We start from the raw sequence: 22,678 nt of genomic DNA on the forward strand, positions 1-22,678 counted from the left end.
GACCAAAGCAATTAATTATACACTCCTTTATTGGCAAATGTTTTTATTAGAGGTAATTGAAGAATAACTCCACAAAGCAACCAAGAATAAAACTAACTAAAGCTACTAAAAACGATATACGTTTTAAATTATATCTATTTGAAAATGCGAGCCACAGGCAAAACAGAGCACAAATAGAAAGAACAATAGTTCCATATAGAGGTACTATACTTTCGAAAAGGCCAATCTGATTAAAGAGAGGATCTAACAAAGCAGTAAAACCAAAAAGAGCTAAAGCGAAATTTGTCTTTTTGTCTGCGATCAACAGGTAATAACCGGCAATTACTAATTCAACAGTTAATGCTAATGGACCAAATTGGTTATAATATTCTCTTTTAAAATATGCCTCGAAACCTTTAGGAAAGTCAATCTTCATTATAAAGACAACGCTCAAAGCAAGTCCAATAGTCATAAGTATTATGGCAATCGTTTTTCTTCTCTTCACAAGGTATTTTTACATGTTTGCCAACCTCTGAGCTAGGCGCATTGCGGGGGAAAGGAAACGTTGAGTTTCCGTCTATGCACGAAGCTAAAGCTTATTGTTTTGATTTAATAATTCTGGTCTAAAGCTAAATCCATAAGATTTAACGGTTTAATAAATATACACAGACCTTTTGATTTAGCCTTAAAGTCCGCGTTAAGTATAGGTTTTGTTGTCATTAATTAGGATACATTTGAGTAAGAACGTTCCCTTACGTTTTACATTTATTCCGTTCGAGTGAAGTCCATCTCGGAAATGCAATCGTCTAAAATAAGTCCTTCAATAATGCAGCGTTTTAACAAGCTACTAAGAGATTGAATTATTCTAATTTCTCTAAATTTTTTTATATTCCTTAATAACTTTTAAAGATTTATCAAGATCATTATTTGAAACCATAACTTTTACTTGAATAGAGCCACCAGGTAATGAAGAAAATGTATTTAGACCCGCCATAATTTGATCTTTTACGTATGATTCAATTTGTTCGTCTTCCAAAAGACTTTTAATCATTCCGGCTTCCCATAGTGTGCCTGAAAAAACTTCAACGGATTTAATGTTATTGTTTGCATCCATAATTAAGAATTAAATAAGTTTTTGAACGAATTAATTTTTTGAGTAATTAATGACAACGATTAGGCTATGATTAGTTGCGGTGTGAAATCCGAAGGATTTCCGCCCGTGAAATAAACATACTAAATATGCGTGGATTTTCCGAAGGTAAAATCCGACAGCAATTAATTATAGGTGTTGTTAGGCAACGTTATTTCTGTTCGATACTTTTTACAAGATTTTCGATAACTCCGTTATACCAACATGTTTGAAGTCCAAGTTTTTCATTTACAGGAACTTTTTTAAATCCATCTATTTTTATTTCTCCATTCTCTAGTTTATATATTGGCTCGTCCTCCTCCCCAACCTTTTTTGATATTGAAGCACTATGAATTCCTAAAAAGAAAGTCCGAGGTTCTTGGGAAAAAGTAATTCCTCCTTTAATTCCGTAACTAGATGAAGGTTTTACAATAACTGGAGCACCGCTCATTCCCGGCATAAGATTTCCATCCATTAAGAAATATGGTTTTCCTTCGAAAGGAGTCTGAAGTGGTGTAGAGATTATGCAGGTTTTTGCAATTGGTGTAAGATTTATATTGTCAGTAAATCCTCTTGGGTAACCTAAAACCACTAAATCTGAACCTACTTCTAAAAATATTTCTTGAGGTGGAAAGTCCGAAGCTGAAAAACTAGCAATAATGCAATCTTCAATTAAAGCTTTATCAATTGGTATTGCAACAACATCAACTTCAGGTTCAGAATAGCCATACCATTTTAGTTCATCTTTATCACGGAGTGGTATTTCAACGGTTTTGAATTTTTTTAAATCGTTTTCATCCGTATGAAGTTTAATTACCAATTTTGAGTTTAGATTATTCAATGAATAATCAACAACATGCCTATTGGTAATTAAATATATCCTGTTTTGATATTGATAAAAAAAGCCCGTTGCAGTGCTAAATACTTGGTTGTTGTTTACCTGGAAAAGCATAACAACTGAAAATATTAATTTATCCATCATCTTTGTTTAATGTTGCCTAACAATCGGGTATAGATCATATGATCTATATCTCTTTTATAAGTGCAATGTAGTGAAAATCGTTTCAACCCCCATGTTCATTAATCATAGTCGTATAGTATCCGTTTACAATCGAAAACAAACGTTTATCATCTGATAAAAAAGGGCCCTACTGATCAAAGTAGGGCCCTTAAAACTAGCGCGTGCATCAACACTATTTCTTCCTTATAATCTTATCAATGTTCCCTGCCAAATACATGTGGTCGCTAGCCGAGTTTTTACGGAGTACATTGGTCATTAACACCACTATATAGTTGCAGTTATCCGGGTGTTCTACAATAGCAACGGAGTTCATAAAATTAGTAACGTTGCCCATATATTTACCGCAGGCCTCTCCTTGGCTTCTATCGCATTTATATAAAGACCCGGATTTAAAATAGACCGCTGCTTCCTTTAAGGCCGGAGCTTGTGCATAGCGTATTCTGCGATCTGTCATATACATTAATCGTTTCATTTCTAGGCTAGACTGTTCATCTACTACCTTCCCTTGTTCCAGTTGTATTAAAAATTTCATCATGCCTTGTGGGGAGCCTATGCTACCCCCCTTTTCCCCTACGAACGCATTTGCCCCTCTGGTGAAAAAGCGACCTAAACGCCATTCGTCTTCAGCGATACCCAAATCGCGTAGCGGCAGGTTCACGACATCATTGCCTAGATCGGTGATTTCCTTTCTTGGGGTATCCTTAAAATAGGTATCGGCCTGTTCCTGGCTTAAATCGGGGTATTCCGCTCCAAACGCAGCCATTAACAAGACTTCTCTCCATACGATACTTGCGGCGCCGTTATTGCTTACAGAAAGCATGTGATCCGCCCATTCGTACAAGGAAAATACATCACTGGCTATTACTTGCCGTTTAACCAGGGTATTCTTTTCTACATTATAAATAGGAATGGTGTGCTCGTCCGTTAAGCCCCAAGGCCCTGCCTTTACCGATTTGTTTTTCAACAAAGCGACCCGGCTTTCCCAAGAGTCTGGATATAGCTTTGCCAACTGCACGAACAAGCCATGCAGCACGGCCAGCTTCCCTACGCTGCCTGGTTGATACCCTGCGGTCTCGTTACGTTCCGCATAGCGAATGTTGTTTGGGTCGGACATATCCAGCACCGTTAAGGAGTAACTTTTGTCCAAGCCCCGAAATAGGGTGCTTATTTCCTTTTGAAAATCGGCATCTACCGTCATTAAGGCCATAGCACTATCGGCCTTTCTGTCCAAGAGGTTCAATTTAATAGCGCTCCAAGATTTCATGGCGCCCGCAGGCAGGGTAGCGGCATCCTTGATTTCCCCTTTTTTAATAAGCTCTAAGCGCTTTAGACGTTTAATGCCCGTACGCTCATAGCCATCGATGGGATAATAGGTATAGGTTGTAAACGCAGACCCTAGGATAAGAACCAATAGTAAACCTGTGATTTTTTTCATTATAATTTTTTAGATAGTAAAATTGATTTATTGGCATCTATTGTAGGGGTAATGGACTCCAAATAACTAGAGCTTACCGCCTTTTTATTTTCTACGAAGGGTCGTATCTGAAACAACCATAATTTATCATTTTGAAAACCGAGTTCTACATCGTAGGCACCATCGTAATCCGAATTTGTGGCGTTTGGCAAGGTTTTACGAATGGTATTCGCCAAGGTCCGTATGGCATCAATATTCCTGGTCTTCAAGATCGATTGTTCAAAAGAAGCCGATTGTTTACCCGTACCTCCGGTAGCTGGCAAACTATTAAAGTAGGGGTCTCTGGCGGGTGCCAACAAGCGTGCCCCACCTTTGTTATAAATAGTATAGGTTTCTGCGGATTGTCCATCTACGGCACCACCGGCACCACGGCTAAAAGCAACCGTAAGATCTTCCTCGTTCCCGGAGTTGATGCCCTTCGTTATCAATACACCGGAATAGTCCACAGCTACACTTGGGATGACCAATATAGAGGGGAATACGTTCTCTGGGTTAAGCAGATACTTCTGACGCCATTTAAAACTACGTTCCGTGTATGGTGATGCCCAAACCTCCTTAACACCATTAAGAATCCTATCCTTATCCAATACATTGAACAACGTAAGGTTGAGACCCGCACCGGTAAAATCCTTTAAATCTTCCATGTTGGTATCACTGCGCAAGAATACCGGAATTTCTCCCAATGGCTTACCTAAGATAGAGGTGAACTTCTCCCCTATTTCTGTCAAAAAATCGCTTTTCAAGGGCATCTTTTTAATGGCTTCCCGTAGGGTTTCCAATTGACGCAACTGGTAGTTTTCTACCTCTGGTTCCGAAACACCAGCGGTTCGCATCTTTTCGGCTTCGGCGAACATATCGTTCAAATAGTCCCAATACGATTTCCCTTGGTCCGGCATCGGTTGGTTCATATGGTCCCTAAAAATCCCAAAAGGAATTACCAGTCCTTCTACCACCTGCTCTGGAAATAGTTGTTTAAGCTGTCCCAAATTCGCTGCTTTGGGGCCGCATAATTCCCCAGAATCGCTTGCATCTACGTCTCGCATATTTAAAACACTGGTATTGTCTAACCGTATTTTTTCGATGGGCACTTCTATCTTATCCGAATTGCGTTCTTTTTTAACAAACAGTTCCCGTTCCTGCAGTGTCATCTCCGCTTCTGGTTTTAGGATGACATTCCCTTTATTGGAAACCGCATAGAACACCCGTTGGCCATCATACTTCTTCAGGCTTTGTAAGTTTTGATCCGATAGGGCGGCATTGGGTATCCCCAAATTACGGGCTAGCAATTGTACATGGGAAACCATATTCCCCTCTGCCACCGTGGCAATTCCGGCAACAGGTTTTAAGTCGGATGGTGAACGTTGAAAAATATAGATTTTGTCCGATGCGACTTCAATATCTTCGGACGAACCCCCGATGACCACCAATTCTCCAAACGCATATCCGGGGTTAAGACCACGGAAGGTACTTTGGTTGGGGATGTCCATCACTTTGTTGGTCAACGAGGATTCTTTTGCAATAAAATCGCCCAATTCCCCTACACTTTTCCCTAAATGTAGCGCAATAGAGCCTCTAATACGGTCATCTATAAAACCATAAGCCTTAGGTTCAAATCCGGTATAAATATCCACGATATCTTGATAATTCGCTTTCACCATAGCGGCACTCCATTCTACCGTTCCTCGTGCTGTTTCTAACATAGTAGTAAGCTCCGCTAAGGATAATTCCTCCATTTCAAACTGACTAAGCACACTAACAATCTGGTTCCATTCCCAGAGTTCTATATACCCTGCGCCAGCCGCGGCCGTTCCCAGGGTACAAATTTTTTCGAGTTGTTCGCCTACCGTACTTGGTTCCCATTTTTGGCTGCTCACAAACAAAATCTCCTCTAATTTTAAGCTTACATCCAACAATTGCAAGCGCGCCATAGGGCGTTTCTCTTCTAAAATACCTTCTCTAATATCCAGCAATAATTGTGCTGTTTGAGATACCATATTATTTACGGGTGTTACTTCTGATATACCGTTGGCATACCCTGCAATCTTATCACCTAAAACAGTTCCTTGCAAAAGCTTGGCCTTTTCAACCATGCTTATGGGGTTTACCGGAGCAAAAAAACGATTCATAGTCTTTACCAATGCGTCCAATTGTTTGTCCAAATCAGGAGTTAACTTGGCACTGTGCTTTTGTTTAAAATCGACAACCTTTTGGATATCCGTCTTTTCCGGTAAACTGTGAATCTTCACACGCAAATCCATGAACGGAAGATATAAATCGGAAATCACCTTAGATTGACTTCGCATTAATTGAGAAACGTTATCATCTCCACTATGCGGAACATCCCTCAAGGATTGCCGTACCAAAAAATAGCTTTGTTCCAAGACATCATCCTTGGCCAATAACCAGGTATAAAAATCGATACCCCAAGCCTCTTCATCCTCTACTTGCACTGCACCCCTATAAAACTGGCCTTTTTGGTTTACCCAACCGTTGTCTATGGTGCGCAAATATTTATCCAATTGATATTGTTTAAGCCGCGACTGGTTTTTAGTCCCATCCCAAAATTCTTCTTTGGTGGTATAGGACAAAATCTGCCCTAAATAAATATGATGCTCTTTTCCAAGCGTTTCTACCGCCTCCTTATACCTTGCATGCTGTACGCCTGGCCCTATATTATCTGGGCATGGATCTTTTGGGGCACGTACACTACCATCTGTACAAAACCAACGTATGTCTCTGTACGGACCTCGAATGTCGTCTTTAAATGTGTTGATTTGATTTGTAATTTTTGTGTTCGGAACTTCTTTCTGTCCAAAAGAAACCATGGTCCCCAAAAACAATACCCATACAACTACACCACACTTTAATTTCATTACTTATCGGATTAGAACCAGTTTTAATTAGGGCCCAAAGGTAGTATCTATTTTGAATTACAAACGTTTTAACAACGAAATTATTAACCCAAAAAAATGAAACTTAGCTTTCTGTAATTCAGCAATTTAGAGTCCAATAAAAGTGTCATAAATAAATCATAAAAAAAGATATCTGCATGTGATTATTTCCTTCATTTGCTGCGAAAATTCCAAGCTATATTCCTGGCAGGAATCCATTCAAAAAAATAGATAAACCTTAAAAAAACAATCAAATGAAAACACTATTTATTTCTTTGCTGCTTGTGGTCACCTCGCTTTCCAGTACACTACCACAAGAGACCGAAACAATGACCGCTACTTTTGACGGTTACGAAGAGGGCACCTATTATTTTACCGATAGCGATGGCTATTCCAACGAGTTTGGTCAACTTTCCAATGCAGCCAAGAAGATGTACGACCTTTCTTCAGATAAATTTGTGGGTAGTACCTTTCAAATTACTTACACCAGCGAAAGCGAAATCGATGATTCAGACGAAGAAATCACCATCAATACGATCGTTGCTTTAAAGTTAATGGAATAGTTCCGCCTGTACACCATCATTCTATTAGGGCCGTTAAGGCCCTTTTTAGTTGTTTAAAATATAGTCCTATCCTTATGGTAGACAAGTTTTCATAGCCGATTCTTTTTTGTTACTTTGCGGCTCTCCTAACATAAAAAAACAACATGGTAGTTCTTGGTATTGATATAGGCGGTTCTGGTATTAAAGGAGCCTTGGTAGACTCCGTAACCGGAGAGATGTTGACCAAAAGGCATCGTATTCCTACTCCAAAAGGCAGAAAGCCAAAGGATATGGCAGAGGTGGTGGCCGAGCTAGTGAAACATTTTGATTACAAAGGACCCGTTGGTATCGGCTTTCCTACGATTATCAAACACGGTATCTGTAAATCTCCGGGCAACCTGCATAAAAAGTGGTTGGGTATGGATGTAAAAGCGCTTTTCAGTAATGCCACCGGTTTACCGGTTACCGTCATCAACGATGCAGATGCCGCTGGATATGCAACAATGAACTACGGTATTGGCAAGAACAAAAAGGGCTTGGTAGTTATGATCACCATTGGTACGGGTCTGGGAAGTGGTGCGTTTTGGGATGGAGAATTGATTCCGAATTTTGAATTGGGCCAAATCCCTTATAAAAAGTATAAGAAAATTGAATTGTGGGCCGCAGATTCTGCCAAGGAACGCGATAATCTTAGTTATGACAAATGGGGAAAACGCTTTAATAAATTCCTTAAATATGTGGAGTTGATCATTGCCCCTGAATTGATTATCCTGGGCGGTGGTGCTTCAAAAGATTTTTCCCAATTCAAACACCGCATTACTATAGAAACCCCTGTTGTTCCGGCAGAATTACGAAACTCTGCAGGGATTGTTGGTGCAGCAGCGGCGGCACTACACCAAGCACCTGTGGACTAGCGCAGGGCAAGAAACGATAAAAAATCCCCAAGTGTTCGCTTGGGGTTTTTTATTTGGGAACTAGTTACTCTAATACTTTAGCACCTTTTGGAACAGTAAAGAAATCTTTGTTCAGCTGCTGTTCAAAATGAATATCCGAAACTTCTATCTTGGTAATATACGCACCTGGTTTTGCATCCTCCGTTAGCCAATGGGTTTTATAACCGCTAGGGAAACGAATCCCGTCAACGGTTTCTTCGCCTATGACCTCCATAAACTTTTCTGGCAAATGACCACCATCCTTAAAATATGCCGGGTAAGACACAATGTAACGAATGGCACTCAACAAATGCGTGTCCTCTTGAAAATAAAGTATATAATAATCATCCGGTGCATCTCCCGTACCCGCATCAAAGGTGACTTTAACTACATCTTGAGATACCTCTTTATAGACCGTCTTAGGCAAGAGCTCCAAGTTCACCCCAGCGCCATCTAGAATAAAGGGCTGGCCTAAAAAATAAATTGGCGTTAAGGCCCAAAACTTGGTGTCATATGCAAATGCCGTACTATCGGCAGCCTGTACCCATGCTGTTTTTCCCGTCCACCCAAAGTGAGCGGTACTATCGGTTGCACTGGTATGCCTTGCCCTATTACTCCAAGTATCTATGGTCTGATAACTATCTCGTGGAGTTTTGCCGTCTAAGGGTCGATAGTTAAACCTGAACGATAATGGTCCGTTACCATACCATGTTTCCAAACCACCATGAGCTTCCATCGCTTTCCAAACTATTTTCCCGGCATCGGTATTATTTAATTCGATTTTTGCTTTTTCTACACGTTTTGTTACCCAAGAGGTAGGAGTGTATTGGACCGCGTCATTTTCCATGGCAGCTATTGTCGGTTTTTCTAGGGATGTTTGTTTCTCTTTACAGGAAGCAGTCAATAGTAAAAACAGCGTAATAAAGACAATTGAATAAAATTTCATAGCTAGGTTCGTTTTTTGATATTACGTTTTAGATTAAATAGCCTTATGACCCATACTGGCTTCTTTTCTATGCTCATAATGCTCAGCAATCTGTTCATCAAACTTTGAAGGATCTTCAAAATTCAAAACATTTTCTTTGAGTCGTTCCTCACCTCCAAAAATTACATGTAATTCTTTGTTTTTTAATCCTTCCAAAGATCTTTTAGCGACCATTTCTGGAGAATCCATTTCGCGGTCTTTAAATTTCTGCATCATATCGGTATCCGTTGCCGTGGGATAAACACAGGTGACGGTAATATTTTCCGGAGCCAATTCTCTACGAATTGAATCAGAAAATTGACGTACGGCGGCTTTAGTACTTCCGTACACTGCGTAAAAAGGCATTCCCAACAATCCAAGTCCGGAAGAAACATTTAGAATTGACGCTTCCTTAGAGTTCTTCAAGAGTGGAATACAATATTTGGTCAATAAAAGTATTGCCGTAAAGTTCACGGCCACCTGATCGTAAAGATCTTCGTCCGAAAGGTCCTCAAGTGGTCCTGCGGAAACAATTCCGGCATTGTTTATTAAAATATCCAAAGAACCCCATTTATCCTCTATTCTCGCAGCGGCCTCCCGCAAAACATCTATATCGGCAACATCTCCAGAAATACGGATGAATTTCACCTCTTCATAATGCTTGGATAGTGCCTTTAAACTTTTTTGATCTCGGGCAATAATGGCAATATGCTTAACCCCGTTCCGTACTAATTCATCAACCATACATCTGCCTATACCACGGGTACCACCGGTTATCAAAACCTTTTTACCTTCAAATTCCATGTGCTTTGTTATTTTGGATTACGTTGTGACTATCAATTTAAATTATGAAAAATGTAGCAGGAATACTATAAAAAACTAGCATGTTTAAGTAGAATTACGGAAGCGCTAATTTTTGATGTGCGTCCTTATGGAATCATTAAAAAGGAACGCTATTTTCTTTCCTTATTCTCCGGACTTTGAATATTTTAAAATAATAAAGGCATAAAAAAACCCTGAACAGGTCAGGGTTTTTATCTATATAACAATCAACTAAGATTATGCTATTTTATAACGCTTACGGTCTACTTCCGTTAAGTGAATTTTACGCAACCTTAAGTGCTTTGGCGTCACCTCAACATATTCATCTTTCTGAATATATTCTAATGCTTCCTCTAAAGAAAACTTAATGGCCGGCACAATTTTGGCTTTATCGTCTGCTCCAGAAGAACGAACGTTGGACAATTTTTTTGTTTTTGTTATATTAATGGTCATATCATCTCCGCGAGAGTTCTCGCCAATAACCTGCCCCTCATAAATATCCTCACCCGGATCTACAAAAAACTTACCTCTGTCCTGTAGCTTATCTATAGAATAAGGAATGGCTTTTCCTTTTTCCATAGACACCAAAGAACCGTTCTGGCGTTGTGGAATATCCCCTTTCATAGGCTGGTATTCCAAAAAGCGATGTGCCATAATGGCCTCACCTGCCGTAGCGGTCAATAATTGATTTCTAAGACCAATAATTCCCCTAGACGGAATTTGGAATTCGCACAACATACGATCTCCCTTTGCCTCCATACTGGTCATTTCTCCTTTACGTATAGAAACCATCTCCACTGCCTTACCGGATACTTCCTCCGGAAGGTCAATAGTTAAATGCTCTATAGGCTCACACTTTACACCATCAATTTCCTTGATAATAACCTGTGGCTGACCAATTTGTAGTTCGTAACCTTCTCGTTTCATCGTCTCTATCAATACAGAAAGGTGCAACACACCGCGGCCAAAGACCAAAAACTTGTCTGCACTATCGGTTTCGTTTACACGCAAGGCCAGGTTTTTCTCCAGCTCACGCTCTAAACGTTCCTTGATATGTCTCGAGGTCACAAATTTACCATCCTGACCAAAAAATGGACTATCATTTATCGTAAACAACATACTCATCGTAGGCTCGTCGATTGCAATCGTTTTTAAGCCTTCCGGGTTTTCAAGATCAGCAACCGTATCGCCAATCTCAAAACCTTCTACACCTACAAGCGCACATATATCTCCTGTTTCTACTTCGGTTACCTTTTTACGTCCCAAACCTTCAAAGACAAAAAGCTCTTTTATTTTAGATTTTACGATGTTCCCGTTCCGTTTTACCAACGAAATTTGCTGACCTTCTTTTAGCGTACCTCTTGTTAAACGCCCAATAGCGATTCTTCCCGTAAACGAGGAGAAATCCAGCGACGTAATTAACATTTGTGTATTTCCCTCTTTGGGCTCAAAGGTTGGTATGTGTTCGATAACCATGTCCAAAAGTGGCTCAATGTTATCGGTTTCGTCCTTCCAATCCTCACTCATCCAATTGTTCTTGGCAGAACCGTATACGGTAGGGAAATCCAACTGCCATTCTTCGGCTCCCAATTCGAACATTAAGTCAAATACCTTTTCATGTACTTCGTCCGGAGTACAGTTTTCCTTATCCACCTTGTTGATAACAACACATGGCTTTAAACCCAAATCTATCGCCTTTTGCAATACAAAACGTGTTTGTGGCATTGGCCCCTCAAAGGCATCTACCAACAACAGTACCCCATCGGCCATATTCAAAACACGCTCCACTTCACCACCAAAATCGGCGTGACCCGGAGTATCTATGATATTGATCTTCGTATCCTTATATACTACAGAAACGTTCTTGGAGGTAATGGTAATACCACGCTCACGCTCCAAATCGTTGTTATCCAAGATAAGGTCGCCCGTGTTTTCGTTCTCACGAAAAAGGCTGCAGTGATACATAATTTTATCAACCAAGGTCGTTTTGCCGTGGTCAACGTGCGCAATAATTGCGATATTTTTTGTATTGGACATTAGGGTCTATTTTAAGCGTGCAAAGATACTTGATTTTCTTATACGCACACTTAATCTTTTGTTATTTTTATCTTACTGATTTTGAGGGGGTTTCGAAGTTTTATTTGTTTTTTCCTTTTCCCAATACCCACCCTAAGCTTACACTGATAGTTGGACCAAATAAGTCATCGTCAAAAAAGTTGTCAAAATAATAGCCTAGGCCAAACTCCATGCTATAATTGAATCCCCTAGGGTAGGTACGTTGTATCCCATAAACTGGACCTACAAAACCGGAATACCCATCGCCAGATTCCAAATTACCGATTACAACCTCTTGAATGAAAAGTGTACCGGATGCAGAGATGTAATTACCTGAATTTCCCATAATTCTCTTGTCCTTTCGTAGTCTGCGTTCCATATTATAATAATATCTGTATTGTCCGTTTAAGGCAGGAAAGAACGCATATCCCTCGGTATTTGCCCCAAATTGTAAACCCACATTAGCATTCAGTGTTTGATTTTTACCTAAACCCACTTCATACTCCAGACCTGGGTTTATGAAATTAATTTTAAACTGATTGTCCTCAACATTTTTGCCGGATTGTGCATGTGCTCCAATAAAAGAGGTAAATAAGAGAAGTAAAACAAATTTTTTCATAATTGTGATCGGTTAAAATTGATTCAACACTATGAATCAATTCCTATGCCACTTAGTACTATTCAATTCTATTTTTTTCCTCTTCCAGTCCCGTTTTCCTACTTCGTGCTTTTTTAATTTCGTCCCTTCCAAAATCATAGCTTAAACTAAAGGCAACTTGTCTACTATCGCTCCCACCACTACCATCTATAAACAAATTGCCAAATTGGTTGGTTCCCTGCCAGGGTATCGTGTATAGGATGTCATTGAAGGATAATCGTGTTGTAAATTTACCCTTCAAAAATTTCTTTTGAAAAGCCAAGTTTAAAGAGCCCAAAGCTTTTATAGTGTAGGTTCCGCCCCAAACGCTAGGTGAACTGTACCAGCCCGATACTTCCATTGTTATATCTTTTGGCAACGTAAATGTGTTCTGGGCATAAAGGGATAGTGTTTCCTGCTTCAGGGATATGAATTCCGTACTATTGGCGGTATAGGAACTCGTGTAGGCGTTAAGGCTTATATAGATATTCCACCAATTATTGATTTTTCTGGGGTACGAAATACCCAAATTAATGATTTCCTGATCGGCTACGTTACGCGTGGTGATAAAACTCCTGTTCCGCGACTCCGCCACCGTAACCCGGGCAAAGTAATCCGATACATAACTATAACTCAAAGACGTCGTTAACCTATAATTGAAGGTGTGGGAGAACTTTACATTATCCGTGTACTGTGGTTGTAAAAAGGGATTTCCTACGCTCGAGTACAATTCGTCTATTACATATTCAAACGGATTCAAAGATTCATAGTTTGGTCTTTGTATCCGTTTACTATAGGTCAAGGCAAACTGATTTTTCCGATTTAATTGGTACGTTAGTCCACCCGATGGAAACCAATTTGTATAATTTCTGTTCACCTGATTCTGTTCATTTTCTTGCGTACTCAACAAATTACCTTCAGAAATTGTGTTTTCCATACGAAGCCCTGCCTGTAGGTTCCATTTTTCCCACTTGTAATTATAGTTGATATAAGCGGCGTTTATCTTTTCTGTATATTCAAACGTGTTGCTTCTTGTGTTGTCCAGTACAAAAATGCCATTGACTCCATTGAAAAAGTCAAAGACGTTATTCGTGTGTATGTCGGAAAGCTTAAAGCCAAGTCCTAATTTTCCTTTCAACAGGTCTTGTTCATAGTCCGTTTTAAAGGTGACGATGGTAATATCCGTAGGAGTTATCTGTCTGGTAGCATTTTCTCTAAGGATTTCGGTTTCATCGTTGTTAAAGTAGATATTTGGTTGAAAAGACTCCCGATCACTATCATACTTTCCAAAATCTAAATCAATGTTCAATGTATACCCTAAAGTATCGGCATATTTATAATTGAGGTTTCCATTCAGGTTATAGGTAGTGCTTGAACTTCTGTTATCGGAAACCAGCACGCTGTCATTAACCATCGCACCAACTAGGCGAATAGGGGTGCGGGAATTATTATTATTGAAGCTGTTGTTGAAATTTCCATCTAAAATCACTCCGAGTGTACTTTTTGCTGATGCGTAGAAATCGTAACCCAATTTTATATTATTGCTGTTCCTATCATACAGGCTATTTGTGCGGGCCAATAATTGAACATCACCCTGTGTTCTTAGTAGATTCAAGTATCCCGTACTTTTACCAAAACGATTGCTATAGGTACCGAATAAATTTCCTTTTCTGGAACGGTTATTAAAATTAATGCTGGTATTGGTTCGGCCAAAATCTCCCACGGTCAATCCTGCAGTTACGGTGCCGTTTGTACCCAAGCTTTTATCTTTTTTCAATTTTATGTTGATAATCCCTGCACTGCCAGCTGCATCATATTTTGAGGATGGTTGGGTTATGATTTCTATGGCTTCGATATCCGTAGCTTGAAGGCTTTCTAAATAATTCATCAGGTCCTCCCCTTGTATAACGGATAAGCGACCATTTATAAAAATTTGCACTCCAGCCTTGCCTTCCACAATGATACCGCCGTTATTGTCAATAACCACCCCGGGAGCTTTTCGCAAAAGTTCAAAAGCACTTGTTCCGGTCGCATTTATGGTATTTTTTACATTAAATACCGTTTTATCCGCCAGAACCTGTACCAATGGTTTTTCTGAAATCACTTCCACTTCATTCAGTTGTTCGATGCTGCTTTCCATACTGATTTCACCTAGAACCAAAGGACTTTGAAGCACCAGAAGTTCTTTTTGAAAATCCTTAAAACCTAAACTGGTGATTTTCAAAAAATAGGCGCCCTGCACTATTCCTTTAAGTTCAAAGCTACCGTCTTCCATACTTATCGTCGCCTTCACCAAACTTGAGTCAGACGGGGCATAAAGGACAACTGCAGCAAAAGGAAGGCTTTCTCCCGTATCGGAAACAAGTTTACCAGATATATTCTGTCCATTAAGTAAAAATCCCCAAAGACCTATGATAACAATAACATATCGTTTCATTTTTCTGATTTTTACAGTTCAATGCAAAGGTGTAATCTTAGGCTATTACTATAAACTAGAATCAGCCCAACGGTGCGTTAGTGGTTACGAATTGTCTGAAGGCGATTTATCCGGTTATAGGACCACTCATCAGAAAGTCCTTTTAGAAATTGGATTTGCGCCTTAGATTTAAGCTTATATTTAAAAAACATATTATGAGATTTTTACTTTTACTCTTGGCCCTGCTTTTCAACTACTTAGTTTCGGCACAAGACTATTTTGCCCTGGTAGTAAAAAATGACAACACTACTTATAACTATCCCGAGAACGTCATAATTACTGTAATTGATAGTATGGGAAATAAAACGAATATTGGGAAAAAGGAAGGAATCACCCTCAAAGGTAATTATACCTTATCTATTGCAACTCCATGGAAAAAGGAACCAGAGATTCTAAAAAGCGACGGAGGTGTTCTAGAAATTTTCATACTGCCCGCCGAAAGAAAAAACTGGACACCAGAGGTAGATAATCGAACGGTAACAACCCGTTACGATACGAATCCAAATAAACCTTCCCTTGAACTTAAAGAAATACTGGTTTCAGACAAAAATCCTAACCACTATAACTTACTGGCAGTGTTCAACAACGGTTTGGTTTTTAAATATGAAGATGGCGATGTTAGGGCCTGGCTGGATAACGAAGAAGTTGAAGTCACAAATCACTATCTTGTAAAGACACCAGAAGGTTTATTAAAAGCAAGTTTTGACCCAAAGGGAGGTGAATTTTGGTATGTTTTTGAAATTTAATGAACCAGATAACCAAATAATGGACAGGAAAACGACTACTACATTCAATAATACCAAAACGAAGGAAGTCCTAGCAGTTTTACTTTTCTACTTTGTTTTTGCATGGTTATATCGAGTTGTCCTCTGGTACAATGGGATGCGTTATATAGATGAGGGGTTTTGGGGCTGGTTAAATCTTCGTGGATTCTGGTTGGCCTCTGGAAGACAATATTCCTTTTTACTTTTAGGTTCTTTTGTCATATGGTTTTTTGGGTATTATGTATTACGTAAAATATCAAGAGTATGGCAAATTTCCGCTGTACTATTTCTTCTTCCGGTGGTTACCTATGTGGTTCGGGAAATGAGGTATGCAATTATTGACACATTAGGAGAAAGAAGATTGACAGGGTCTGGAGAAATTTGGGATTGGTACATTCCGTTACTCTTCCTATTCGTGCAGTTTGGATGTTTTTTTGCCTATCGTTATTTCATTGATAACCAACGTAAACTTAAAATAGAAGGCGAATTAAGGCAGGCAGCACTTAAAAGCGAGCTTTCTGCTATAAAGGCACAGCTTAATCCACATTTTCTATATAATGTATTTAATACCATCAACGCTTCCCTACCACCCGAAAACGAAAAAACAAGAAATATGATTGCCCAGTTAAGCGATCTATTTCGCTACCAATTACAGGCCTCACAATCGGAACTTGTTCCTCTAAGAGAGGAATTAGAATTCGTGAAAAAATATCTGGATTTGGAAAAAGCTCGATTTGATGAAAGACTGCAGATTGACATTGATGTGCCCGAGAATTTATTGGACGAGAAGATTCCCCCTATGCTATTGCAACCCTTAGTTGAAAATTCTGTAAAACATGGCCTTTCCAGTTTAATCGATGGTGGCTCGATTACGATAAAAATTAAAAAAGCCGATGAGAAACTAAAGTTTGAAATTTCTGATACCGGAATTGGAATCAAAGAAAAAGCTAGCGTCTTTGATAAAGGAATAGGTTTGACGAACACCCGTTTACGTTTGCAAAAAATGTACAATTCACGTTTAGAATTATTGGATAATGAACCTCGAGGTCTAAAAATCAGGTTTAGCTTATGAAACAAGAAATTTAAATAGTTAAATAGTTTGAGAACATGTAATAACGAAATACATCTGATAATTTAAAAACTAATACAAATACGCAGATGAAAAAAGTACTGATTGCGGATGATGAAAAGGCCGGTCGCCAGCTTATAAAAGAGTATTTAGGAGATTTCCCGGAACTGATCGTCATTGGGGAGGCCAATAATGGTGTAGATGCCGTAAAAGAAATAAATAAGTTTAAGCCAGATCTGGTTTTTTTGGATATTCAAATGCCTGGATTCACTGGTTTTGAAGTATTGACCCGATTAGAAGAAATTCCAAATATCATCTTCTCAACTGCATACGATAAATATGCACTACAAGCCTTTGAGGTACACGCTATAGATTACCTACTTAAGCCTTATACCAAGGATCGATTCAAGAAATCCATAGAAAAATTGAACCAAACCACTGAAAGGGTGGGTTCTTTGGCACAATCCCTTATTATGGATAGGACCGATTATCCAGAAAGGGTGCTGGTAGAAAAAAAGAATAAGTGGATTACCGTTGCAGTTGCGGATATTATTTGGATAGAAGCCTATGGAGATTATTCAAAACTGCATATTGCGAATGCTATTTTGGTAAGCAATTATGGCATATCTGCCCTCGAAGATAAACTAAATCCAAAATCTTTCTTACGCATCCACCGTTCGTCCATAATCAATTTAAACAAGGTAAAGGAACTTCATAAATACGGCAAATCCTACGATATAACCATGGAAAATCGTGAGATAGTTCGCGTGAGCAGAGGGTATTTGAATGTTATCAAAAAAATAACATTTTAATTAAATACAGGTTTTCTTGATTTCCGTTTGGTAGCCACCCAACCAAATGTAAACCCAATTAATGGACCATAACCACTTTCGACACCATCGCCTCGATAATATCCTGCGCCCAATTCTGCATTAAAATTAAATCCTTTGGGATATGTTCGTTGAATACCGTATACCATGCCGTAAAACCCTACATTAAAATCATCAGGCCCAATGATATTGGTCGTTAATCTAGCTTGCGAAAAGAAAATGGCCTGGGCCGCAGCAATATAATTGCCAGAGTTACCCGATACGTTTTTATCCTTGTTGATCCTTCTTTGAAAATTATGGTAGTAACGATATCGATTATTCAAGGCCAAACCAAAAACATATCCCGGTTCGTAGGCTGCCATGCCCAAACCCAAAGCCGTAGAAACAGTTTGATTTTTGAATAATCCCAATTCATAACTGATTCCTGGACTCAATAAATCAAATTTCAACTGATGACGCTCTAAGTTAACAATACCAGTGCCTTTCTCACTGGTTTTTTGCGCCAAAAGAGTATTCCAAAGAAAAGGAAGCAAAAATAAAATCGATACTACAACCATTCTTCTCATACTATGCGACTTTTTAAAAATGCGTTCAAATGTGTTTAAGAATTTAATGCGCTTAACCTTTCAAAACCTATTGTTTTACATCTATATGAAAAGGATAAATAGATCTCAATTCTTTGGCTTTATCACAACATACCAAAACGAAGTTATTTGGTATGGAGTTTTAATTAACATTGTGAGCCTATTTAATCAAAAACAGGTTTGCGAGCCTTTCGTTTGGTTGCTACCCAGCCAAAGGTAAAATTGAGCAATGGGCCATATCCGCTTTGGATACCATCTCCTTGATAGCGGCCAAAACCAACTTCCGCATTTACATTAAATCCCTTTCTATTGGTACGCTGGACACCATAGACCCCTCCAAAAAACTCCATTGCATAATCATTTCCAATGTCAAAGTTGTCCGTTAACCGTAAGGGTCCGAAAAATGCAGTTCTTGCCGCAGAAACATAATCTGCCGAATTTCCGGTCACATTTTTATTAATATCCAGTCTATTCTCAAAATTCAAGTAATACCGCAGTCTGGTATGCCATGCAAAGCCGTAAGCATAGCCTGGTTTCCAATACGCTAACGCTGGATTAAAACTGGTCGAGACACTTACATTTTTAAACAATCCCAGTTCATAACTCACACCCGGGCCAAAAATATTGAACGTTACTTGGTGCCGCTCCAGATTAACAATACCATAGCCTTTCTCGCTCATACGTTGTGCCTGTACTTGGAATCCAACAGCACATAATAAGAAAAATATCGGAAATGCTTTTTTGTACATCATTAGGTGATTTACTGTCTAAAGCTAAACAGTTACTTGAGACCAGCGCCACATTTTAATGAAATTTTATGAAAATGAAATTAAATACAAAGATGCCCGCTGTTGGACTTGTCCTCTGAAGAAGTAGTGTTAAACTATCAATCTCGATACAACGTGAAACCACAGATGCTTGAAACCTGAAAGCTCAAACTAAACACCACACTGTAAAACTAACTCACCTTCCCACACACCATCGTTTCTCGCTGAAAATCCAGCCGATACTCAGGTTTACTACGGGATAAATTGCGCCATCGAAATCCCCTGTATAACAGGCAGCTCCGGCATCCACCGAAAAATTAAATCCAGAATCATAGCTCCGCTGCAATCCGGTTACGACTCCTGCGTAACCAAAGGGTCCTTTTACGAGTTCATTATTAATGGTTCTGGTATCGGGGAAAAATGCAGCTACCGCCGGAGCAATGTAATTTGCAGAATTTCCGTAAATGGTTCTTCTGTTCCGCTGCCTGGCTTCAAAATTATAGTAGTAACGATACTGAGCGGCTACCGCTGGAAAAAAACCTAACTCTTCGTATACATCCGGCAACAATGGGTCCAAGGCCACTTGCAACCCAGCTTTTATATCCAAGGTGGTATTTACGCCGAGCGCCATTTCATATTCCAAACCTGGATTTATCAGGTTTACCTTAAACTGGCGGAGCTCACAGTTCTTACCAAACTGAGCCATTCCATTGCCGGCGATTAAAAGCACAGAAAAAAACAATAAAGTTCTTAGGCGTATCATCCGTAGATTTGGGTTTCTCACAATAGTACCCCTATACAACAGAAAGAAGCTTAAAATAGTATCTTTGTTATCTTAAAATATAGCCAATATGAACCTTACCTTAATTCCACAACTAAAACATACCCATTCCAAGAACTTCTTTCTCCTTTGTGGTCCTTGCGCCATTGAAGGGGAGGACATGGCGTTGCGTATCGCGGAGCAAGTTGTTGCCTTAACGGACAAACTTCACATTCCTTATGTGTTTAAAGGCAGTTTTAAAAAAGCCAACCGCAGTAGATTGGATTCCTTTACTGGAATAGGTGATCAGAAGGCACTTAAAATATTGCGTAAAGTTTCTGAAACCTTTAAGGTTCCAACGATAACGGACATTCATACAGAACAGGATGCGGCCATGGCAGCTGAATATGTGGATGTGTTACAAATTCCTGCGTTCCTGGCAAGACAGACCGATTTATTAGTTGCGGCGGCCAACACAGGGAAAACCGTGAACATAAAAAAAGGACAATTTATGAGTCCGGAAAGTATGAAACACGCCGTAACCAAAATTACCGAAACCGGAAATGAACAAGCGCTTATAACAGATCGTGGAACCATGTTCGGATATCAGGATATGATTGTAGATTTTAGAGGGATACCCACCATGAAACAATACGCTCCGGTAGTATTGGATGTAACCCATTCTTTGCAACAACCCAATCAGTCCTCTGGAGTTACGGGCGGTAGACCGGCCCTGATTGGTACCATGGCCAGAGCAGGCATTGCCGCTGGCGTTGACGGACTGTTCATCGAAACCCACTTTGATCCTGCAAATGCAAAAAGTGATGGGGCAAATATGCTCGATTTAAGTTTACTTGAAAAACTATTGACCGACTTAGTAGCGCTACAGACTACCATGAACAGTCTCTAAGAACAATCCAATAGTGTTTCGAAAGCATAAATACATGATGAAAAAGTCATTTCCGATTTTACTGCCAATTTTATGGATCGTGCTATTGTTCTCCTGTAGCGAACCTACGCTAAAGAAAAAGGTTAAAACACCCAACATCGTTTTCATCATATCGGACGACCACGCTTACCAAGCCATTAGTGCCTACGACAGCACATTAATCAGAACGCCCAACATAGACCGTTTGGCTCATGAAGGTATGTTGTTCACAAATGCATCGGTAACCAATTCTATCTGCGCACCCTCGAGAGCTGTTATTCTAACTGGAAAACACAGCCACATCAATGGAAAAATAGACAACTTAAGTCCTTTTGACACTACGAATACCACGTTTCCCATGCTACTTCAAAAAGCCGGTTACCAGACCGCTATGTTCGGAAAGCTTCATTTTGGAAACAATCCCAAGGGCTTTGATGAATTTAAAATACTCCCCGGACAGGGCGATTATTACAATCCAAAGTTTATTACTGCTACAGGAGATACCGTTATACAAGGCTACGTCACAGATATTATCACAGACCTGACCTTAGATTGGATGGAAAAGAAACGGGATACAACAAAACCGTTTTTATTAATGTACCTACACAAGGCACCGCATAGGAGCTGGTTGCCGGCTGCACGTCATTATCCTGAATTTACGACCAACGAATATGCGCTCCCGGCCACCCTATTTGATAATTACAAGACACGAGGCGATGCGGCCAAAACTGCGGAAATGGGTATTCTTAAAGACATGCTATTAACGTATGATCTTAAAGTCCCAAAAACAGTATTAGATGGTATGGGAATCTCCGAACGACTAGGTTCGGGTGGTGTTGACAGATTGAACCCGGAACAGCGGGCAGCTTGGGATGCCATTTACAAACCTATTGCCAAGGACTTTATGGAGCGCTACCCAGATATGAACGATAGCACGCTTACCGTATGGAAGTTTCAACGCTACATGCAGGATTATTTGGGAACTATTGCCGCCGTAGACGAAAATGTAGGTCGGTTGTTGGATTATTTGGATACCGAAAACCTCACTAAAAACACTTTGATAGTCTACACTTCCGACCAAGGCTTTTACCTTGGGGAGCACGGCTGGTTCGATAAGCGGTTCATGTACAATGAATCCTTTAAAACACCTTTATTGATTCGCTGGCCTAATGTGATTACACCAAATACAACGGAAGACGAGATGGTTCAGAACTTAGATTTTGCCCAAACGTTTTTAGAAGCAGCCAACGTGGAAGCTCCGGAAGATATGCAAGGCGAGAGCTTAATCCCCCTATTGAAACAGGAAAAGGACACCTGGAACCGTGAAGCGGTATATTATCATTATTACGAATACCCTGCAGAACATGCCGTAAAACGGCATTATGGAATTACCACCAAGCGTTATAAACTAATGCACTTTTATCACGATGTAGACCAATGGGAACTTTACGATCTTGCCAAAGACCCTACAGAAACAAATAATGTGTATAATTCGTCGTCGTATCATGATATCGTAAAGGAAATGAAGACAAAACTAGCGGAAACAAGAAAAAAATATAAAGATTCAAAAGCCATGGATAGCATGTACATTAAGCGCTACGAAAACTTAAAGAAGGACTAACTTTTCCAGAACTTTTTATCCTTTACGGAGTATGCATCAACTAAAATTTCCTTGAGTATGGGTTCCTCTATTTCCGTTAGGGATGTATACCGCAGGGATTTAATCATTTTACGACCTTTCATTGTCATTTTATCCGAATGCTTGGTCAAGTGGGCAGAACGCCAAAAACCCACATCTACATATCCTTTTTTCTCTGAAACGTTGAAGTAACAAAACGGACTATCTTCCAAATAGTAGCAGGGTAATTTCCATTTGAATTTTAAAGTAGCATCGGGCACCGTGCGCTCTATTATAACTTTTAGGTACAAAAGTATTTCCCTAAAAGGTTCCTCTTGATTTAAAATATAATTTTCAGCTTGGTTCATTTATTTCTGGTCATTTGCTCCTACAATTTACCATTTCTTAAACAGAATAGGAGTAATTTATATTGGCC

21 protein-coding genes are annotated in these 22,678 nt (G+C 39.6%); 7 read left to right on the forward strand and 14 right to left on the reverse strand.

Translation table 11 applies throughout. The features are described 5' to 3' along the window. Window positions 1-46 precede the first annotated feature (46 nt). From MS6x_RS04960 to MS6x_RS04980, 5 genes are all read right to left on the reverse strand, one after another. Window positions 47-484: a hypothetical protein gene (locus MS6x_RS04960; protein WP_482605756.1), complete on the reverse strand. Its 438-nt coding sequence runs from the start codon at window positions 482-484 to the stop codon at window positions 47-49. A 369-nt stretch (window positions 485-853) separates the two neighbouring features. Beyond that, the gene (locus MS6x_RS04965) at window positions 854-1,093 is read right to left on the reverse strand and encodes a DUF2007-related protein (RefSeq protein WP_482605758.1); all 240 of its coding nucleotides are present in this window, start codon (window positions 1,091-1,093) and stop codon (window positions 854-856) included. 187 nt (window positions 1,094-1,280) lie between these two features. Further along, window positions 1,281-2,090 carry a S1 family peptidase gene (locus MS6x_RS04970; RefSeq protein WP_482605760.1) on the reverse strand — a complete coding sequence of 270 codons (810 nt, stop codon included), beginning with the start codon at window positions 2,088-2,090 and terminating at the stop codon, window positions 1,281-1,283. Between the two features lie 211 nt (window positions 2,091-2,301). Continuing rightward, on the reverse strand, window positions 2,302-3,564 hold the full coding sequence (locus MS6x_RS04975) for a serine hydrolase (protein ID WP_482605762.1): 1,263 nt from the start codon (window positions 3,562-3,564) through the stop codon (window positions 2,302-2,304). After that, complete coding sequence (locus MS6x_RS04980) at window positions 3,564-6,476, reverse strand: PEP/pyruvate-binding domain-containing protein (RefSeq protein ID WP_482605764.1); 2,913 nt, start codon at window positions 6,474-6,476, stop codon at window positions 3,564-3,566. Before MS6x_RS04980 ends, MS6x_RS04975 begins: the two co-directional genes overlap by 1 nt. Before the next feature lie 272 nt (window positions 6,477-6,748). Here MS6x_RS04980 and MS6x_RS04985 point away from each other — a divergent pair, with 272 nt between their 5' ends. Beyond that, window positions 6,749-7,057 carry a hypothetical protein gene (locus MS6x_RS04985; RefSeq protein ID WP_482605766.1) on the forward strand — a complete coding sequence of 103 codons (309 nt, stop codon included), beginning with the start codon at window positions 6,749-6,751 and terminating at the stop codon, window positions 7,055-7,057. Window positions 7,058-7,200: 143 nt separating this feature from the next. Next, window positions 7,201-7,950, forward strand: a complete 750-nt coding sequence (gene ppgK / locus MS6x_RS04990; RefSeq protein ID WP_482605768.1) for a polyphosphate--glucose phosphotransferase — start codon at window positions 7,201-7,203, stop codon at window positions 7,948-7,950. A 64-nt stretch (window positions 7,951-8,014) separates the two neighbouring features. Here the strand turns inward: ppgK and MS6x_RS04995 are convergent, their stop codons facing one another. The 5 genes from MS6x_RS04995 to MS6x_RS05015 form a co-directional block, all read right to left on the reverse strand. After that, window positions 8,015-8,914, reverse strand: coding sequence for a hypothetical protein (locus MS6x_RS04995; protein WP_482605769.1), 900 nt, complete (start codon window positions 8,912-8,914; stop codon window positions 8,015-8,017). Window positions 8,915-8,947: 33 nt separating this feature from the next. Next, complete coding sequence (locus MS6x_RS05000) at window positions 8,948-9,736, reverse strand: SDR family NAD(P)-dependent oxidoreductase (RefSeq protein ID WP_482605771.1); 789 nt, start codon at window positions 9,734-9,736, stop codon at window positions 8,948-8,950. A gap of 255 nt (window positions 9,737-9,991) precedes the next feature. Then, window positions 9,992-11,791 carry a translational GTPase TypA gene (gene typA / locus MS6x_RS05005; RefSeq protein WP_482605772.1) on the reverse strand — a complete coding sequence of 600 codons (1,800 nt, stop codon included), beginning with the start codon at window positions 11,789-11,791 and terminating at the stop codon, window positions 9,992-9,994. Window positions 11,792-11,891: 100 nt separating this feature from the next. Continuing rightward, window positions 11,892-12,428, reverse strand: coding sequence for a hypothetical protein (locus MS6x_RS05010; protein ID WP_482605773.1), 537 nt, complete (start codon window positions 12,426-12,428; stop codon window positions 11,892-11,894). 58 nt (window positions 12,429-12,486) lie between these two features. Next, window positions 12,487-14,883, reverse strand: a complete 2,397-nt coding sequence (locus MS6x_RS05015) for a TonB-dependent receptor (protein ID WP_482605775.1) — start codon at window positions 14,881-14,883, stop codon at window positions 12,487-12,489. 194 nt (window positions 14,884-15,077) lie between these two features. On the opposite strand from MS6x_RS05015, the gene MS6x_RS05020 reads away from it, so the two are divergent. From MS6x_RS05020 to MS6x_RS05030, 3 genes are all read left to right on the forward strand, one after another. Continuing rightward, the gene (locus tag MS6x_RS05020; protein WP_482605776.1) at window positions 15,078-15,668 is read left to right on the forward strand and encodes a hypothetical protein; all 591 of its coding nucleotides are present in this window, start codon (window positions 15,078-15,080) and stop codon (window positions 15,666-15,668) included. A gap of 19 nt (window positions 15,669-15,687) precedes the next feature. Next, entirely contained in the window at window positions 15,688-16,758 is a 1,071-nt protein-coding gene (locus MS6x_RS05025; protein WP_482605777.1) for a sensor histidine kinase, read from the forward strand. Window positions 16,759-16,844: 86 nt separating this feature from the next. Beyond that, entirely contained in the window at window positions 16,845-17,567 is a 723-nt protein-coding gene (locus MS6x_RS05030) for a LytR/AlgR family response regulator transcription factor (RefSeq protein ID WP_482605779.1), read from the forward strand. Here the strand turns inward: MS6x_RS05030 and MS6x_RS05035 are convergent. From MS6x_RS05035 to MS6x_RS05045, 3 genes are all read right to left on the reverse strand, one after another. Further along, on the reverse strand, window positions 17,564-18,151 hold the full coding sequence (locus MS6x_RS05035; protein ID WP_482605780.1) for a hypothetical protein: 588 nt from the start codon (window positions 18,149-18,151) through the stop codon (window positions 17,564-17,566). The two genes, MS6x_RS05030 and MS6x_RS05035, sit on opposite strands and share 4 nt — an antisense overlap. Window positions 18,152-18,333: 182 nt before the next feature. After that, window positions 18,334-18,921, reverse strand: coding sequence for a hypothetical protein (locus MS6x_RS05040; protein ID WP_482605781.1), 588 nt, complete (start codon window positions 18,919-18,921; stop codon window positions 18,334-18,336). Window positions 18,922-19,132: 211 nt separating this feature from the next. Continuing rightward, a complete protein-coding gene (locus MS6x_RS05045) occupies window positions 19,133-19,720 on the reverse strand; it encodes a hypothetical protein (protein WP_482605783.1) in 588 nt (195 codons plus the stop codon). Window positions 19,721-19,787: 67 nt separating this feature from the next. Between MS6x_RS05045 and kdsA the strand changes: the two genes are divergently transcribed. Further along, window positions 19,788-20,606 carry a 3-deoxy-8-phosphooctulonate synthase gene (gene kdsA, locus MS6x_RS05050; RefSeq protein WP_482605784.1) on the forward strand — a complete coding sequence of 273 codons (819 nt, stop codon included), beginning with the start codon at window positions 19,788-19,790 and terminating at the stop codon, window positions 20,604-20,606. Between the two features lie 34 nt (window positions 20,607-20,640). Continuing rightward, complete coding sequence (locus tag MS6x_RS05055) at window positions 20,641-22,245, forward strand: sulfatase family protein (RefSeq protein ID WP_482605785.1); 1,605 nt, start codon at window positions 20,641-20,643, stop codon at window positions 22,243-22,245. Here the strand turns inward: MS6x_RS05055 and MS6x_RS05060 are convergent. Continuing rightward, the gene (locus tag MS6x_RS05060; RefSeq protein WP_482605787.1) at window positions 22,242-22,610 is read right to left on the reverse strand and encodes a DUF1801 domain-containing protein; all 369 of its coding nucleotides are present in this window, start codon (window positions 22,608-22,610) and stop codon (window positions 22,242-22,244) included. The genes MS6x_RS05055 and MS6x_RS05060 overlap by 4 nt on opposite strands. Between the last annotated feature and the right edge of the window lie 68 nt (window positions 22,611-22,678).

It is taken from the genome of Maribacter sp. MS6 (genome assembly GCF_056839185.1).

Bases quoted from the DNA above. Each gene is read 5' to 3' on its own strand.
- MS6x_RS04965 (WP_482605758.1), bottom strand. From the start codon at position 1,093: ATGGATGCAAACAATAACATTAAATCCGTTGAAGTTTTTTCAGGCACA.
- MS6x_RS04970 (WP_482605760.1), bottom strand. From the start codon at position 2,090: ATGATGGATAAATTAATATTTTCAGTTGTTATGCTTTTCCAGGTAAAC.
- MS6x_RS04975 (WP_482605762.1), bottom strand. From the start codon at position 3,564: ATGAAAAAAATCACAGGTTTACTATTGGTTCTTATCCTAGGGTCTGCG.
- MS6x_RS04980 (WP_482605764.1), bottom strand. From the start codon at position 6,476: ATGAAATTAAAGTGTGGTGTAGTTGTATGGGTATTGTTTTTGGGGACC.
- MS6x_RS04985 (WP_482605766.1), top strand. From the start codon at position 6,749: ATGAAAACACTATTTATTTCTTTGCTGCTTGTGGTCACCTCGCTTTCC.
- ppgK (WP_482605768.1), top strand. From the start codon at position 7,201: ATGGTAGTTCTTGGTATTGATATAGGCGGTTCTGGTATTAAAGGAGCC.
- MS6x_RS04995 (WP_482605769.1), bottom strand. From the start codon at position 8,914: ATGAAATTTTATTCAATTGTCTTTATTACGCTGTTTTTACTATTGACT.
- MS6x_RS05000 (WP_482605771.1), bottom strand. From the start codon at position 9,736: ATGGAATTTGAAGGTAAAAAGGTTTTGATAACCGGTGGTACCCGTGGT.
- typA (WP_482605772.1), bottom strand. From the start codon at position 11,791: ATGTCCAATACAAAAAATATCGCAATTATTGCGCACGTTGACCACGGC.
- MS6x_RS05010 (WP_482605773.1), bottom strand. From the start codon at position 12,428: ATGAAAAAATTTGTTTTACTTCTCTTATTTACCTCTTTTATTGGAGCA.
- MS6x_RS05015 (WP_482605775.1), bottom strand. From the start codon at position 14,883: ATGAAACGATATGTTATTGTTATCATAGGTCTTTGGGGATTTTTACTT.
- MS6x_RS05020 (WP_482605776.1), top strand. From the start codon at position 15,078: ATGAGATTTTTACTTTTACTCTTGGCCCTGCTTTTCAACTACTTAGTT.
- MS6x_RS05025 (WP_482605777.1), top strand. From the start codon at position 15,688: ATGGACAGGAAAACGACTACTACATTCAATAATACCAAAACGAAGGAA.
- MS6x_RS05030 (WP_482605779.1), top strand. From the start codon at position 16,845: ATGAAAAAAGTACTGATTGCGGATGATGAAAAGGCCGGTCGCCAGCTT.
- MS6x_RS05035 (WP_482605780.1), bottom strand. From the start codon at position 18,151: ATGAGAAGAATGGTTGTAGTATCGATTTTATTTTTGCTTCCTTTTCTT.
- MS6x_RS05040 (WP_482605781.1), bottom strand. From the start codon at position 18,921: ATGATGTACAAAAAAGCATTTCCGATATTTTTCTTATTATGTGCTGTT.
- kdsA (WP_482605784.1), top strand. From the start codon at position 19,788: ATGAACCTTACCTTAATTCCACAACTAAAACATACCCATTCCAAGAAC.
- MS6x_RS05055 (WP_482605785.1), top strand. From the start codon at position 20,641: ATGATGAAAAAGTCATTTCCGATTTTACTGCCAATTTTATGGATCGTG.
- MS6x_RS05060 (WP_482605787.1), bottom strand. From the start codon at position 22,610: ATGAACCAAGCTGAAAATTATATTTTAAATCAAGAGGAACCTTTTAGG.